At 64.8% G+C, this 14,005-nt stretch carries 14 protein-coding genes; 6 read left to right on the top strand and 8 right to left on the bottom strand.

Annotated features, from left to right (window positions below; all coding sequences use genetic code 11):
- The first annotated feature begins 135 nt into the window (after positions 1-135).
- Positions 136-1,569, top strand: a complete 1,434-nt coding sequence (locus tag L1965_RS13585; protein WP_235756991.1) for a mechanosensitive ion channel family protein — start codon at positions 136-138, stop codon at positions 1,567-1,569.
- 84 nt (positions 1,570-1,653) lie between these two features.
- On the opposite strand, the gene L1965_RS13580 is transcribed toward L1965_RS13585, so the two are convergent.
- From L1965_RS13580 to L1965_RS13550, 7 genes are all read right to left on the bottom strand, one after another.
- Positions 1,654-2,469, bottom strand: coding sequence for a formate/nitrite transporter family protein (locus L1965_RS13580; protein ID WP_235756990.1), 816 nt, complete (start codon positions 2,467-2,469; stop codon positions 1,654-1,656).
- A gap of 82 nt (positions 2,470-2,551) precedes the next feature.
- Positions 2,552-3,331 carry a potassium channel family protein gene (locus L1965_RS13575; RefSeq protein ID WP_235756989.1) on the bottom strand — a complete coding sequence of 260 codons (780 nt, stop codon included), beginning with the start codon at positions 3,329-3,331 and terminating at the stop codon, positions 2,552-2,554.
- Positions 3,332-3,488: 157 nt separating this feature from the next.
- Entirely contained in the window at positions 3,489-4,082 is a 594-nt protein-coding gene (locus tag L1965_RS13570; RefSeq protein ID WP_235756988.1) for an HPF/RaiA family ribosome-associated protein, read from the bottom strand.
- 185 nt (positions 4,083-4,267) lie between these two features.
- Positions 4,268-4,924, bottom strand: a complete 657-nt coding sequence (locus tag L1965_RS13565; RefSeq protein ID WP_235756987.1) for a DUF305 domain-containing protein — start codon at positions 4,922-4,924, stop codon at positions 4,268-4,270.
- 86 nt (positions 4,925-5,010) lie between these two features.
- Entirely contained in the window at positions 5,011-5,598 is a 588-nt protein-coding gene (locus L1965_RS13560) for a P-type ATPase actuator domain-containing protein (protein ID WP_235756986.1), read from the bottom strand.
- 344 nt (positions 5,599-5,942) lie between these two features.
- Positions 5,943-6,713, bottom strand: coding sequence for an SDR family NAD(P)-dependent oxidoreductase (locus L1965_RS13555; protein WP_235756985.1), 771 nt, complete (start codon positions 6,711-6,713; stop codon positions 5,943-5,945).
- Positions 6,714-6,725: 12 nt separating this feature from the next.
- Entirely contained in the window at positions 6,726-7,382 is a 657-nt protein-coding gene (locus tag L1965_RS13550) for a hypothetical protein (RefSeq protein WP_235756984.1), read from the bottom strand.
- A 342-nt stretch (positions 7,383-7,724) separates the two neighbouring features.
- Between L1965_RS13550 and L1965_RS13545 the strand changes: the two genes are divergently transcribed.
- The 5 genes from L1965_RS13545 to L1965_RS13525 all read left to right on the top strand — a co-directional run bounded on the left by L1965_RS13545 (position 7,725) and on the right by L1965_RS13525 (position 13,118).
- Positions 7,725-8,300, top strand: a complete 576-nt coding sequence (locus L1965_RS13545) for a thiolase family protein (RefSeq protein WP_235756983.1) — start codon at positions 7,725-7,727, stop codon at positions 8,298-8,300.
- Between the two features lie 39 nt (positions 8,301-8,339).
- On the top strand, positions 8,340-9,071 hold the full coding sequence (gene phbB / locus L1965_RS13540; protein WP_235756982.1) for an acetoacetyl-CoA reductase: 732 nt from the start codon (positions 8,340-8,342) through the stop codon (positions 9,069-9,071).
- A gap of 44 nt (positions 9,072-9,115) precedes the next feature.
- Complete coding sequence (locus tag L1965_RS13535) at positions 9,116-11,002, top strand: PHA/PHB synthase family protein (RefSeq protein ID WP_235756981.1); 1,887 nt, start codon at positions 9,116-9,118, stop codon at positions 11,000-11,002.
- Positions 10,999-12,390 carry a bifunctional enoyl-CoA hydratase/phosphate acetyltransferase gene (locus L1965_RS13530; protein ID WP_235756980.1) on the top strand — a complete coding sequence of 464 codons (1,392 nt, stop codon included), beginning with the start codon at positions 10,999-11,001 and terminating at the stop codon, positions 12,388-12,390. Before L1965_RS13535 ends, L1965_RS13530 begins: the two co-directional genes overlap by 4 nt.
- A 257-nt stretch (positions 12,391-12,647) precedes the next feature.
- Positions 12,648-13,118 (top strand): CBS domain-containing protein, encoded by a 471-nt coding sequence (locus L1965_RS13525; RefSeq protein ID WP_338421489.1) that lies wholly within the window; start codon positions 12,648-12,650, stop codon positions 13,116-13,118.
- Here L1965_RS13525 and L1965_RS13520 read toward each other — a convergent pair.
- Positions 13,099-13,854 (bottom strand): Crp/Fnr family transcriptional regulator, encoded by a 756-nt coding sequence (locus tag L1965_RS13520; RefSeq protein WP_235756978.1) that lies wholly within the window; start codon positions 13,852-13,854, stop codon positions 13,099-13,101. The genes L1965_RS13525 and L1965_RS13520 overlap by 20 nt on opposite strands.
- Positions 13,855-14,005 lie beyond the last annotated feature (151 nt).

The following is a 14,005-nucleotide window of genomic DNA, read 5'->3' as shown; positions in this document are numbered from 1 at the left end:
ATCGCCGGTGCCGCCTGCCCGAACGGGGCGGTCGCGCGCGACCGGTCCCGAGGGCCTGTCCCGCATTCGTTCCGGGTTGCGCCATCGTGGCGCCGGCATCGCGGAGTGCGGCGGCCCGCTGAAATGGAGTGTCCGATGTCTTCAGACCGTCGCCAGCGCAATCCCTTCGGGCGGCTGATCGTCCTTCTGGCCGTGATGCTGAGCCTTGGCGCGGCGCCCTCGCGGGCGCAGGATATTCCCATCGACGACAGCGCGGCGGCGCCCGAGGTCACGCGCGAGATCGCAGTGGAACCCGGCGCGCGCGACACGCAGATCGCGGAGCGTCTGGAAAACATTCTCAAGGCCAGCAACTGGTTCGATCCGCTGGACGTTTCCGTGCGCGAGGGGATCGTGTTCCTGGACGGGCAGACCGAGGCGGATGAGCATCGGGACTGGGCCCAGCAACTCGCGCGGCGGACCCAGGACGTGGTCGCGGTCGTGAACCGGATCGCGGTGCAGCGCCCGATCAGCTGGGACCTGACCCCGACCTGGCGAGAGCTGGAGCAACTGGTCGCGCGGGCGCAATGGTTCGCTCCGCTGACTGTCGTTTCCCTGTTCATCCTTTTCATCTTCTGGTTGCTGACGCGGGGCGCTGCCCGCCTGTCGCGTCGCATCCTGCAACGCCGACTGACGTCTCCGTTGCTGGTGGACATCGCGGCGCGGGCGCTCGCCTTGCCAATCTTCCTCATCGGCTTGTATCTTGTCCTTCAGATTGCAGGTCTGACACGGCTTGCCGTCACGGTTCTGGGCGGCACCGGACTGGTCGGCATCATCGTCGGTCTGGCTTTCCGCGAAATCGCCGAGAACTCGCTGGCGAGCATCCTGCTGAGTGCCCGCAATCCCTTCAGGGCCGGAGACTGGATACGGATCGGCGAACATGAAGGGATCGTGCAGAACCTCAACATGCGAACCACGATCCTGCTGACCCTGGATGGCAATCACATCCAGATCCCGAATTCGGCGGTCTTCAAGAGCGTCATCACCAACTTCTCGAGCAACCCCAATCGACGGACCGAATTCACCGTCGGCATCGGCTATGCCAATTCAATCGCGAAGGCACAGGAACTGATCATTGCGACGCTGCGCGCGCATCCTGCCGTTCTTGGCGATCCCGAACCAGGTGCCATCGTCGATGAGTTGGGTCCATCCACGGTGAACATCCGGGTGCAGTTCTGGTTTGACGGCAGGACCTATTCGATCGTCAAGCTCCGGTCATCCCTGATGCGCCAGGTCAAGCGTGCGCTTCAGGACGCAGGGATCTCGATGCCCGCACCCGTCCATGAAGTCATCTTTCCCGAGGGTGTGCCGCTGCTGCGGATCCCCGACGGTCGCGACGAAGCCGGCGATGCCCAGGACACGCCACGACCCCTTGCCGCCGGCGACAAGGCCGATGCGGCGACCGTTTCGTCCGGCGAGGGCGACCTCAAATCCGATGATGGCGATCTCAGGCGCCAGGCCGAGGACACCGATCTGCCCGAAGCCAGGACCAACCTCTTGTCGCCGGACGAACGCGGCACGGACCCGTCCTGAGGGACAGAACGCTACAAGCCGCATCGATCGTTGCAGGCCCTGCCGCGCTTTCGACACGGCAAGGGAACGAACGCGGCCCGCGCCTCAGATCTCGTTGCGCACCTGCGCGTAGGTCAGCGCCGCAAAGATGCCGGTGCCGCCCAGCACGTTGCCCGCGAAGGCCGGCACGATGCCGCCGAACACGGCTTCGGCCAGCCCCAGCTTGCCGCTTACCACAAGGATGAACAGCTCGGTCGCGCCCGCCACCACATGCGACATGCCGCCAAGTCCGATGATGTAGGTGATGATCACGATCATCAGCACCTCGCCCGCACTGTCCATGCGCGGCAGGATCCAGACCAGCGCGGCGATGAGAAAACCCGCCGGAACGCCCCAGGCGAAATGCTCGAACGGCGTCGCTTCGGCATAATGATACGAGATGGACAGGATGCCCTCGAAGCGCGTATCCGGCACGACATGCCCGTGGACCAGCACCAGCGCCGCCGCCAGACAGCCCGTCATGTTGGCCGCGAACACGATGCCCCAGAGCCTGGCGATATTGACGGCCTTCGCCCATGTCGGCCTGAGAAACAGCGGCAGGATCGGCGTGATCGTGTTCTCGGTGAAGAGCTGCATCCGGGCCAGGATCACGATCAGAAAGCCGACGGTGTAACCCAGGTTCGAGATGCCCGCAGCCCAGCCTGAGTCGGGCAGGATCGAGGCAAGGGACCCCTTGGCAAGCACCGAGGTGCTGATCGCAAAGCCCGCCGCCACGCCGGACCACCACAGCGCGCTTGCCGAGCGCGACAGTTCGTGCTCGCCTTCGCGGCGGATCGCCTCGAAGATGACGGCCGAGGGCACAGCCTCGTATCGGTCGGCCTGTCGCTTTTCGTCCAGGTCCAGATCGGCTTCTTCGGCCATGCGCCCGTTTCCCCAATTTTCCCGGTCCTGACTCCCGGATCATGCAGCCTCGCGGCGCGTGGTCGGGCGCGGGCTTGCCTGGTCAGGTCCCTGTCTCGCCTTCGGTCTCGATCTTCAGCGCTTCACCGCAATGCTTGCAGTGGATCGCATCCGGTTCGTGCCGGTTCAAGCCGCATTCCGGGCATTTGTACTTGATCTTGGACGGCTGGAAAATCGCCCGCGCCAACTGCACGAAAAGTGCGACGCCGAAAACCATGATGAAAACGGCCAACAGCTTGCCGCCCGGCGTCGTCATGGTGATGTCGCCGAAGCCCGTGGTCGTCAGCGTCGCCACCGTGAAGTAGAGCGCGTCGATATAGGCGGCGACCCCGTCCTGTTCGTCGAAGCCCAGAACGAAGACGAACGACGTCGTCACGAAGATGAAGACGAACAGGTTCACCCCCGCGAGGATCGCATCCTCGTGACGGCGGAAGAACAGACTCTCGCGCCTCAGATCGCGCAGCAGGTGATAGGCGTGGATCACCCGCAGCCCCCTCAGAACACGAAGAAACGCAAGGTTCTGGCTGAAGATCGGCGTCAGGATGATGGAGGCGACGACGATCATGTCCGCAAGCGTGTAGATCCGGGCAAGTTCCCTGCGCGGGTTCCCGGAAATCCAGAGCCGGGCCCCCAGATCCAGCAGGATCACAAATCCAAGACCCGCGTTCAGGGCAACGGTAAGCGCGGTGGCGGGCAAGGCGGCCGTGGCGATGAAATAGAGGATGCTGACCATATCGAAGCCGATCAGCCCATAGCGGAACCGTCGGGCGTTCTTGCTTTGACCTGTGTAGAGAAGCATGATTCTGCGATGGAGCTCTTTCATGCCGGCACGTTAGCAAGAAAACCCGGCCAGGGAACGGGACGAATGGCCCCGGTTCGGCCCCCGACGCCGTCCTGATGGCCGGCCCAGGGCATGGGCCGCCGCGACTGTTCGCGTCCGGACCAGACGTCCTTCCCGTTGGCTTGCGCATCGGTGGCGGTCAGCGGCGACTGGGCTTTGTCGTGGGATCGTATTGCAGCGCGCCGATGCGACGCACCGTGCTGGCCTGCGGCCCGATATCGCTTTCATCGGTCTGGACGACCAGTTCCACCTCATCGCGCGGCTGCAGATCGTCAAAGCTGCCGTCGACGACGCTGTTGCGATGGAAATAGATCAGCCGGTGGTCGGTCGCGATGATCTGGCCATGATCCCGGTCGTGGTGGATCTCGACGACCTTGCCTTGAAGCGGCCCATCGTGAAGCTTTGTCTCGCCCTTGATCTGGGCCTTCCAGCCTTTCAGCTCCGTGCCCATCGCCGCGAAGGCGTCACGGATTGCGACCTTCAGGTGCTCGTGCTCGGCGACGTCATTCTGATCGTGCCGCACTACAAGCTCCTTGCCGGGCACGCGCAGTTCGATGGTGACCTCGAACAGGTTTCCGGTGCGCTGGCTCCGGTGAGGAGCCCGGACATAGACATGACAACTGGTGATGCCTGAATAGAATTTTTCAAGCTGCGCCACCTTGTCAGAGATCAGCGCCTTGATCTCGTCCGTGGGTTCGACATGCTTGAAGGAAATTTCGACAGCTGTTTGCATCGAGACGTCTCCCTTGTATCTGCCACAGCCTCGACCCGTTCGCCGCATTCCGGGTCGCCGGCCGAAGGCTCTGTTCGTGAAAACGAAAATCTTTCGGCCGAGCCTGGACGGCGAGGTTAGGACACGGTGCTGCGGTCACGCCTTAACCTGCGTCAATGCCCGCCGATCACAGGACGACAGCGCGCCTATTGCCGGGTCCTGAGGTCGGCGATCAGTTCTGCCATCAATTCGATCTCTCTGCGCTGGGTTGCGATGATCTCGTCGGCCAGTTCGCGGACCCGGGGATCCGTCAGCCCGGCCCTTTCGCTTGTGAGGATGGCAATCGAATGATGCGGGATCATGGCCCGCATCCAGGCGACATCATCAACGGTTCTCTGGCTGCGAACCAGGTAAACCGATGAAGCGAAGACCAGTCCGGCTGCGACAAAGATCGCGATATTGAGCGTGCGATGCCTATACATGCCAAGCATGAAGGCGAGCATGATCACCGCCATTCCGGCCCCCATGTAGAGCGCCATCCATGCGCGGGTCTGGCTCCAGAACACATGGTCAAGGCTGTATGTGTTAAGGTACATCATGATGTACATTGCCGCTGTGGATGTCGCGATCATTGCGGCGAATCTCAGATAGGCCATGGTGATACACCCGGAATCGACATGATGTTCTCCCTCTCGTCCTCTGTGTCGGCGATGATCGCCCCAGGAACGCATGCTTTGCAAGCGCGGGGGATGGCCGCATTTCCCTGCGGTGAAACGCACGATCCGAACGACCGTTGACCGGACACGCAGGCAACGCCGATATCCCTGATCGTTCAGGCCCCAAAAGCGGCTTGAACGGGACATGGCCGCGCCGGCCGGCCACACATCGCGCGTTGCAGGTCGCGCGGCGACCGACGGGCTTCACCCCGCCATCGCGGAAAGCCTGAACCTCAGGACGATCCGGGCCTGCCTTGAAACCAGAGGCACGAGGCTTGCGACCGCGGCCAGGACGAGCCCGGCGGCTCCCGGAGGGTCAGGCCCGCCTCGGGATCGCGCAGGTTGAAGACGTTCCACGACTGGGCGACCGCGCGCGTCCGCAGCGCGATCTCCATCGGGTCGCCGGCCCGGCCATCCTCGAAGCCGTCGCCAAGCTCGGCATTGTTGCACAGCGCCCCGACAGGCCACGCCCATCCAGGACGGTCGTCTTGCCCGGGCTCGATCTCGTCGCCGCGCAGGATGCCCGCAGCGATCGTCAGCGCCGCAAGAGCCAGCGTCAGCCAGACCGGACGGGCCCCACGGATCAGGCGCCGATCCAGCGGCGGCGCCTCTTCCTCGGCGCCTTGCGCGCGGTCGCGGATCCGCCCGGTCCCGGTCGCCATGCCGGTCGCGACTTCGATGCCCTCGCCCGACGCGGCATCATCGGCAACCGCCTCGTCCGTCAGCACAGTTTCGTCGGGCTTCGGGTTCGATGCCTCGACAAGCCTCGGATCGGCCGTCACCACGTCGCCGGCCTCAAGCACGACAAACTCGCCGGGCACCCGATCGCGCGCGCCGCGCGCCGTTCGGTAAAAAGGCCGATCGCGCCGTTCAGGACCGGGACAACAACGACCGCAGCCCCGGCCAGAAGCCAGACGATGACGTTTTCGAACGGGTGCCTGAGGATGACGATCAGGCTCGGGCGCTGCTGTTTTCCGAAGCCGGTTGGGGCCGTGTTTCTTCAGCCGGCCCGCCGCGGGAACGGTCCGGATCCGCGCCGGAGAAAGCGTCCCCGCGGTCGGACCGCGCGGGTGACGGTCCGCATCCGGTGCCGGAACCGCGCCGCACATGGCGGGCATGATCGCTGCGGCATCGATGGGCCGTCCGTCCCGTGGACCCGGTCAGCCTATCGCGCCGTGTATCCGCCATCGATCACAAGCTCGGATCCGGTCACGAATTTCGCATCGTCGCAGGCAAGATACGCGATCCCCGCGGCGATATCCTCGGGTTCGCCGACATGGCCGACCGGATGAAGATCGTCGAGGCCCTTGCGAAAGGCGTCCTCACCCTCATCCGAGGCCTGCGCGATCGCCTGGACAAGCGGCGTCCAGATGAAGCCCGGATGGACCGAGTTCACGCGGATCCCTTCCCTGGCATACAGAAGCGCATCGGTCTTGGTCATCAGCCGCACCGCGCCCTTCGAGGCGTGGTAGGGCGGCAGATCCGGCGCGCCGACCAGGCCGTAAATCGAGGACAGGTTGATGATGCTTCCCCCGCCCGCCTTTTTCATGTGGGGGATCGCCGCCTTGGTGCAATAGAACACGCCGTTGACATTCACCTCGATCACCTTGCGCCAGTCGTCGGCGTCGATCTCGTCTGTGGGCTTGTTGACCCCGGAAATGCCGGCATTGTTCACCACGACATCGATCTGGCCGAAGCGGTCGGCGACCGCGTCGAAGACCGCGCGCACCTCGGCTTCGTCGCTGACATCGAGATGCCAGAATTCGGCGGTGTCGCCCTGTGCCGCGATGGCCTCGCAGACCGCCTTGGCGTCGTCGTCGGCGATGTCGGTCACGGCGACGCGCGCACCCTCGCTCGCAAGCCGCAGGCACGTGGCCTTGCCGATGCCCAGGGCACCACCGGTGACGATGCAGGTCTTTCCTTCGAGGCGTTTCATGTGTTCATCCTTTCAGAGTGTTCGATTTGAAGGCGTCGATGTCGGGGACACCGGTATCGTCCGGGCCCACAGCGCGTCGCCGTAGGACAGGTTCGGCAGGTGGCCGATGCCGAGGCCGTCAAGCGCCCGCAGCGCGCTGTCGGGATCGGGATCCTCGACGGCAAGCGTGCGCCGTGACTGACCGGCGCTGACGACATGGCAGATCTCGAGGCTGCTGCCCGCCTTCTGGAAACGCAGCCGCGCCTTGCCCACGGTTACCGGCAGGACATCGGGCGCCGATGCGCCGAGACCGGCAACCAGATGAGCCGGCGAGAGGCCGGCTTCAGCAGGCAGGCAAGCCGTCCCCAGTTCCTGCGCCAGGGCCCGAAGCGCCCGATGAGAGAGCGGAAAGCGGGGATAGGAATGATGTGTCCAGTATTGCAGCGGTCCAAGATCGCGGCCCCGCCTTTTCGCTTCGAGTTGCGTTCCGCCGCGCAGCTTCACCAGCCGGAGAGGGCTATGCGGCGTGAACAGGTAGATGTCGGATCGCCGGTCAGCGCCCGCGAGCGGCCAGGATTTCTGAACCAGCCTTGCCGCCCGCGGCCAGACGCGCGGCCAGATGCGGAATTCGTACCGGCCTTGTGGCGCCTGTCCGGGGTCGCCTTCGGCGATCAGGACGAAACTATCCATGGACTGGGTCCTCTGCGTCCATCTCGACCTCTCGGTGCAGTCACGGATCGGGCGAGTCTAGGCCCGCCCCGTGTCATTCGCATGACCGGACCGGCTTGGCCAAAGCCTCACCTGTCCCGACACATCACCAGAAGGGTTACCTGTGTCATGTCCGGCAAACATTAACATGCGTTAATGGCGTCGCCTCGATGAACCTTTAGCGTCGGGCTCGACGCCGCCGGGACGCCGCCGGGGCGCCCTTTCGGGACGCGGCGGAAAGAGAACGGTCCGGACGGGCCTCGAGGATGTCCGGCTGGCGCGCATGTCAGCCTGTTGCAGACCCGGAAGGAAAGAGCGCTGACCATGCCAGATTGCGCCGACGTCCTGTGTCATTGCGTCCGCACGCCGATCGGACGATCCGGCGGCAGCGTCAACGCGATCGCAGCGTCAGGGCCTGGCGCGCGCCTCGTCGGCGAGGAGCTGCGGCGCAGCGGCCTTGATCCGGAAAAGGACGCTACGGTCGTCTTCGGCAACGTGATCCAGGCCGGGTCGGCGATGAACCCCGCACGCCAGGCCGCGTTGAACGGCGGGCTGCCCGCTTCCATTCCGGCGATGACCGTCACCCGCGCTTCCGGATCGGGGGCCGAGGCGTTCGACCGCGCCGGTTGGGCGGCGGGCGACGTCGAGCGCGCCGGGATCAACGAGGCGTTCGCGGCCATCACCCTTGCGCTGACCGACGAACCCGGCCGGTCCGAAGACCTCGTGACTGTCGAAGGCGGCGCCATCGCGCACGGCCCTCCGATCGGGGCAACCGGGGCCGTTGGTGCCACAGGGCTGCTGCACCCCATGGCGCGCGACGGCATCCGCCGTGGGCTGGTGACGCTCTGCATCGCCGGAGGGCAGGGAATCGCAGGGCTGCCCGAGCGTGATGACGGATGATGACTGACGATGAAACACCAGGAAAACCGGGAGAATGGAATGACCAACGCGACCAGAACCGCATTCGTGACAGGGGGCGTGCAGGGCCTTGGCGCCTCGGCAGCCAGAGCCCTCTCCGCGGCGGGGGTGACCGTTGCTGTCGCCCATCTTGGCGCCGGCGAACGGGCCGACGACTTCGCGAAAGAAACCGGAATGCCGGTCTTCGAATGGGATGTCAGCGATCATGACGCCTGTGTGCAGGGCCTGAAGGAAGTGGAAGAGGCCATCGGACCGCTCGACATCCTGGTCAACAATGCCGGGATCAACAGGGACGTCATGTTTCACAAGATGGACCGTGCGGATTGGGATGCCGTGATCGGCGTCGATCTGGGGTCGATGTTCAACGTGACGCGGCAGGTGATCGGCGGCATGCGCGAGCGCGGCTTCGGGCGGATCATCAACATCTCGTCGGTCAATGCCGCGCGGGGCCAGGCAGGTCAGACGAATTACTGCGCCGCAAAGGCCGGCATCGAGGGCTTCACCCGCGCGCTGGCCCGCGAATCTGCGGGACAGGGTGTGACCGTGAACGCGATCGCGCCAGGTTACGCCGACACGGCAATGGTCGCATCGGTGCCCGAGGAAATGCTGAAGAAGCTCCTCGAAATGGTGCCGGTTTCACGTCTGGCGGATCCCGACGAGATCGGACGCTGCGTGCGGTTCCTCGCCTCGGACGACGCCGGCTTCATCACCGGGGCGACACTTGCAATCAATGGTGGCCTACACATGGGCTAGCCGCCTAAACTCCGTTCCAAAGCGATCACGCATGAGGGAGCCCGATGCCCGAGACACGCACAGACCGTCAGAAGACCGAGAACCGGAAACCCAAGGACAAGGACCAGCCTGCGCCGGTCGCGGATGCGACCGCGGATGAAAAGGCGGAGGCACGCGGCGAACTGGCGCCGGAACCGCCCGAGATCGTCCATCATTCTCCCCTCGAGATGCCGGACCGCTACAGCACCAAGAGCCTCGATCGCGCCTTCAATGCCCATCTTGCCCGCTTCACGCTGGGGGTCACGCCCTATGGCCTGGCATCCACGTTCTTTACCTGGGGCATTCACCTGATGGGCGCCCCCGGCAAGCAGGTGCAGCTGGCCGAGAAGGCCGCGCGCAAGGCGATGCGCTTTGGCGTTTACCTGAACCAGCTGGCGCGCGACCCGAACACGCCGGGCTGTATCGAGCCCCTGCACCACGACCACCGCTTCGATCACGAGGGCTGGCAACGCTGGCCCTACAACCTCATGCACCAGAGCTTTCTGCTGACACAGCAATGGTGGTACAATGCCGCCTGCGACATCGACGGCGTGACCGAGAGCGACGAGAATGTCGTCTCGTTCGCCACGCGGCAGATGCTGGATATGGTCTCGCCCTCGAATTTCATTGCCACCAACCCCGAGGTTGCCGAGGCGACGCTGCACGAGGGCGGCGCGAACCTCATGCGCGGGATGCAGCATTTCCTGGAGGACTGGGAGCGCGCGATTTCCGGCAAACCGGCGGTTGGAACAGAGGATTACATCCCGGGCCGGGATGTCGCCACAACCCCGGGCAAGGTGGTCTTCCGGACCCGGCTTCTGGAGCTGATCCAGTATGCCCCGAAGACGGACAAGGTGAAGGCCGAGCCGATCATGATCGTGCCGGCCTGGATCATGAAATACTACATCCTCGATCTCAGCCCGCACAATTCGCTGGTCAGCTACCTCGTCGAACAGGGCTACACGGTGTTCATGGTATCCTGGCGCAACCCCACCGCCGAGGATCGCGACATGGGAATGTCGGATTATTTCGACGCGATCGAGCAGGCCTTCGGCGCGGTCGAGACGATCGTGCCCGAGCAGAAGGTCCATGCCATGGGCTATTGCCTGGGTGGCACGCTGATGGCGGCCAAGGCGGCCCAGATGGCGCGCGACGGCAAGGACAGGCTGGCCTCGCTGACCCTGCTGGCCACACAGGTCGATTTCACCGAACCCGGCGAGCTGCAATTGTTCATCAGTGAAAGCGAGGTTTCGTTTCTCGAGAACATGATGTGGGATCAGGGGTATCTCGACACCAGGCAGATGGCGGGGGCGTTTCAGCTGCTGCGCTCGGCCGATCTGATCTGGTCGCGTTACATCCACGAATACCTCATGGGCAAGCGCCAGGACATGTTCGACCTCATGGCCTGGAACGATGACGCGACGCGCATGCCGTATCGCATGCACAGTGAATACCTGCGCAAGCTCTATCTGGGCAACGAGTTGGCGCAGGGGCAATACCGTATCGGCGGCAAGCCGGTGACACTCGACGCGATCGAGGTTCCGATCTTCTGTGTCTCGACCACCTCGGACCATATCGCGCCGTGGCACTCGGTCTACAAGCTGCATTTGCTGACAGAACCGCAGGTGACCTTCGTGCTGACCAGCGGCGGGCACAATGCCGGGATCGTCAGCGAGCCGGGGCACGAGGGGCGGTCGTTCCACATTCACACCACCGAACAGGACGATCCCTATGTGCCGCCCGAGACATGGGAAACCGTGGCCGAGAAGCGCGATGGCTCGTGGTGGCCGGCGCTGATCGCGTGGCTGAACGAGCGGTCCGGCGCCGAGACAGAGCCGCCCAGTCTGGGCACCGGGAAGGGAAAATACCAGCCGCTGCACGATGCCCCCGGAACATACGTGTTGCAGAAATGAGCGAAGAAAAGACCATCGCGAACCGCCCGATCGACAGCTTGAAGCGGGGAGACAGCGCGAGAATCGAACGCCGGGTTCCGGCAGGCGACCTTCGCAGCTTCACGACCTTCGCGGCCGACGTTTCGGAAAATGGAATCGACCGGGCGCTGGCTTCCGATCCCATCTTCCGCGCGGCGCTGGCGCAAGGCGGGATCGCGGTGAGCTTGCTGGTGATCCTGATCGCCACCCGGCTGCCCGGGCCGGGCACATCCCTCGCCGCCCTGTCGCTCGACTTTCACGACGTGCTGAAGCAAGGCGACCTGGCCGTTGTCGAGGCCAGCGTCGCTTCAGTGGACAAGGCGTCCCGCAAGGTGCAGCTCGACTGCCGGTGCTGCCGGAAGGACGGGGCGGTGATCCTGTCGGGTCGGGTCGAGGTGATCGCCCCCGAGAAAGCGGTGTCGCGACGTTTCGGCCGCCCTGTGGCCCTGGAGCCGGGACATCCACCCGACCGGTTCGAGCATATCGAGGATCTTGCCCGTGAAGCCGGTCCGATCCGCATGGCGATCGTCAATCCGGTCGATGCCCCGTCGATCGAAGGAGCGATCGGCAGCGCCCGGGCGGGCCTCATCGAGCCGGTGCTTTTCGGGTCCCGCCATAAGATACGCGCCGCGGCCGAGGCGGCTTGCGTGGACCTGTCGGGTGTCCGGATTCACGACGTGCCGGAACCCCGGGATGCGGCCAGCGCCGCCGCGCAACTTGCCGCGGAGGGTGGGTGTGATGCCCTGATGAAGGGCAGCCTGCATACCGATGTCCTGCTCCGCGCGGTCATCGACATTGCCGGATTGCGCACCGCCCGCAGGATGAGCCATGTCTTCATCGAGGATGTGCCGGGCTACCCGCGCCTGCTGTTCGTCTCGGATGCGGCCGTCAACATCCGCCCCGATCTGGATACGATGCGCGACATCGTGCAAAACGCCATCGAGCTTGCCCATGCGCTGGGCATCGAGCGCCCCAGGGTCGCGCTGCTTTCGGCCGTCGAGACGGTGACCGACGACATTCCCTCCACGGTCGCCGCCCAAGCCATACGCGCGATGGCCGAACGCGGAGAGATTACCGGGGCCGACGTGGACGGACCGCTGGCCATGGATAATGCGGTCTTCGAACAGGCCGCACGAATCAAGGGCATCAACTCGCCCGTCGCCGGTCGGGCCGACATCCTGATCGCCCCGGATCTTGAGGCGGGCAACATCCTGGCCAAGAGCCTCGACTATCTGGCGGGTGCCGATGCGGCGGGAATAGCCCTTGGCGCCCGTATCCCAATCGCGCTGACCAGCCGCGCTGACAGCGCCCGCGAACGGCGCGCCTCGGCGGCGCTCGCCGTGCTGGTCGCGGCGCGCAACCGGCGGTGAGGCCGCAAGGCTGGGCCATCGGCCGCATCGCGCCGGAAATCCCGCGCGGGGGGGGGATTAAGTCGTGATCGCCCATCCGGGTCATGCGCAGGTTTGTGCGCCCTGTGTGCGGTCACGGCATGACGCGGATCCTGCGCGGCGGTCGACAGCCCTGCATTGCTCGGGGTTAATGCGGTGCGTCGCGGCATCAACCAGCATTGCCATCCACGAATTCGGGCCGGTGCGCCCGGTCCGGGACGGAGGCACACAAACCCGCCATGCTTGTCAGAAAAGTCATGTCTTGCCCGATCGTCAGTGTCGCAGCCGCGACAACCATCGCCGAAGCAGCCGCGCGGATGCAAACCCATGGAGTCGGCACCTTGCCCGTGTTCGAGGATGACAGGCCGATCGGCATCGTGACCGACCGCGACATCGTCACGCGCGCGCTTGCCGCCCCGGCATCCGATCTGGGGCCGCAAACGCGGATCGCGGACATCATGTCGTCAGATGTGCTGACCTGCTTTGCGGATCAGGACGTGACACAGGCGGCGGCGCTGATGGGCGACCGGCAGGTCCGGCGTCTGGTGGTGATCGACCGCTCGGGCATGCCGGTGGGCATCCTGTCGGTCGGCGATATTGCCGAACATGTGTCAGAAGAGCTTGCCGGACAGGTGCTGGGCGAGATCAGCGAGGCGCGCGCGCGCCTGTCAGGCGGCCCTGCCCCGCATGTCACGCGGCCCCGGGAATGATCTCCCGACGAAGCGCATCAAGATCGACGCCCGCCAGAACCGCCAGCGCGTGCACATCATGGATCTCGAGATCCATGTGATCATCCGCGGTGATCAGCCCGTTCCGGCCGAGTCGCCGCAGCGTCCGGCAGACATGGACCGATGACAGTCCCGTATATTCGGCCAGCTGCTGCTGGCCAAGCGGGACATGAAAGACGCAATCCCTGTCTGTCTCGCCGATCGCCGTCATCCGCATGCAGAACTCGATCAGGGCATAGGCGACCCGGGACTCGGCGCTGGATTTTCCAAGGCGCAGCATGCGTTCGGACTGCCGGGCCCGCGCGGCGACATCCCTCAGTCTTTCCGAATCGCGCAGCTCCGGCAACTCGCTCAGCAGCCGCGCCCATGTCGCCGCATCGATAATCGCCACAGTGGTCTCGCACAGGGCTTCCAGTTCGACATAGCTCGTCTGGCCGTCGGCGGACGTCGGATCATAGGTTTCGCCGGGCAGGACGAATTCGACGATCTGGCGTTCGCCCTCGGGCAGTGACTTGGCTGCGGCCAGCCAGCCCGATGTGACGTGGAAAAGCGAATCCACCTTGGCGCCCTCGAACACCAGGATCGTTCCCTTCGACAAGACACGCATCGTGTGATCGAGCGCGGCCGCCAGACTCGCCTGAACACGCGCGTCCCGACGCAGCTGGACGCCATCGAGCGCCTGGCCTGTCTTGTGGATCAAGTCGTCTTGTGGCGACATCGGCTCCTCCGAAGATGCGGCAAATGGATGCAGCGCCCGACGCGCACGCGTCCGACCGTCCACGTGAATCTTTCTTGCCGGGAACACGTTACGACAACGCCCGGAGCAATGACATCCCCTGGCCTCGGTCTGACCGGGTTGACGCAGGTTA

Source organism: Paracoccus salsus, from assembly GCF_021556615.1.
Lineage (GTDB): Bacteria > Pseudomonadota > Alphaproteobacteria > Rhodobacterales > Rhodobacteraceae > Paracoccus > Paracoccus salsus.
Note: the sequence above shows the minus strand (reverse complement) of the source record. Positions and strands in the feature narration are given on the sequence as shown.

Excerpts from the sequence above, each read along its gene's own strand:
- L1965_RS13585 (WP_235756991.1), top strand. The coding sequence starts at position 136 with ATGTCTTCAGACCGTCGCCAGCGCAATCCCTTCGGGCGGCTGATCGTC.
- L1965_RS13580 (WP_235756990.1), bottom strand. The coding sequence starts at position 2,469 with ATGGCCGAAGAAGCCGATCTGGACCTGGACGAAAAGCGACAGGCCGAC.
- L1965_RS13575 (WP_235756989.1), bottom strand. The coding sequence starts at position 3,331 with ATGAAAGAGCTCCATCGCAGAATCATGCTTCTCTACACAGGTCAAAGC.
- L1965_RS13570 (WP_235756988.1), bottom strand. The coding sequence starts at position 4,082 with ATGCAAACAGCTGTCGAAATTTCCTTCAAGCATGTCGAACCCACGGAC.
- L1965_RS13565 (WP_235756987.1), bottom strand. The coding sequence starts at position 4,924 with ATGTCCCGTTCAAGCCGCTTTTGGGGCCTGAACGATCAGGGATATCGG.
- L1965_RS13555 (WP_235756985.1), bottom strand. The coding sequence starts at position 6,713 with ATGAAACGCCTCGAAGGAAAGACCTGCATCGTCACCGGTGGTGCCCTG.
- L1965_RS13550 (WP_235756984.1), bottom strand. The coding sequence starts at position 7,382 with ATGGATAGTTTCGTCCTGATCGCCGAAGGCGACCCCGGACAGGCGCCA.
- L1965_RS13545 (WP_235756983.1), top strand. The coding sequence starts at position 7,725 with ATGCCAGATTGCGCCGACGTCCTGTGTCATTGCGTCCGCACGCCGATC.
- phbB (WP_235756982.1), top strand. The coding sequence starts at position 8,340 with ATGACCAACGCGACCAGAACCGCATTCGTGACAGGGGGCGTGCAGGGC.
- L1965_RS13535 (WP_235756981.1), top strand. The coding sequence starts at position 9,116 with ATGCCCGAGACACGCACAGACCGTCAGAAGACCGAGAACCGGAAACCC.
- L1965_RS13530 (WP_235756980.1), top strand. The coding sequence starts at position 10,999 with ATGAGCGAAGAAAAGACCATCGCGAACCGCCCGATCGACAGCTTGAAG.
- L1965_RS13525 (WP_338421489.1), top strand. The coding sequence starts at position 12,648 with ATGCTTGTCAGAAAAGTCATGTCTTGCCCGATCGTCAGTGTCGCAGCC.
- L1965_RS13520 (WP_235756978.1), bottom strand. The coding sequence starts at position 13,854 with ATGTCGCCACAAGACGACTTGATCCACAAGACAGGCCAGGCGCTCGAT.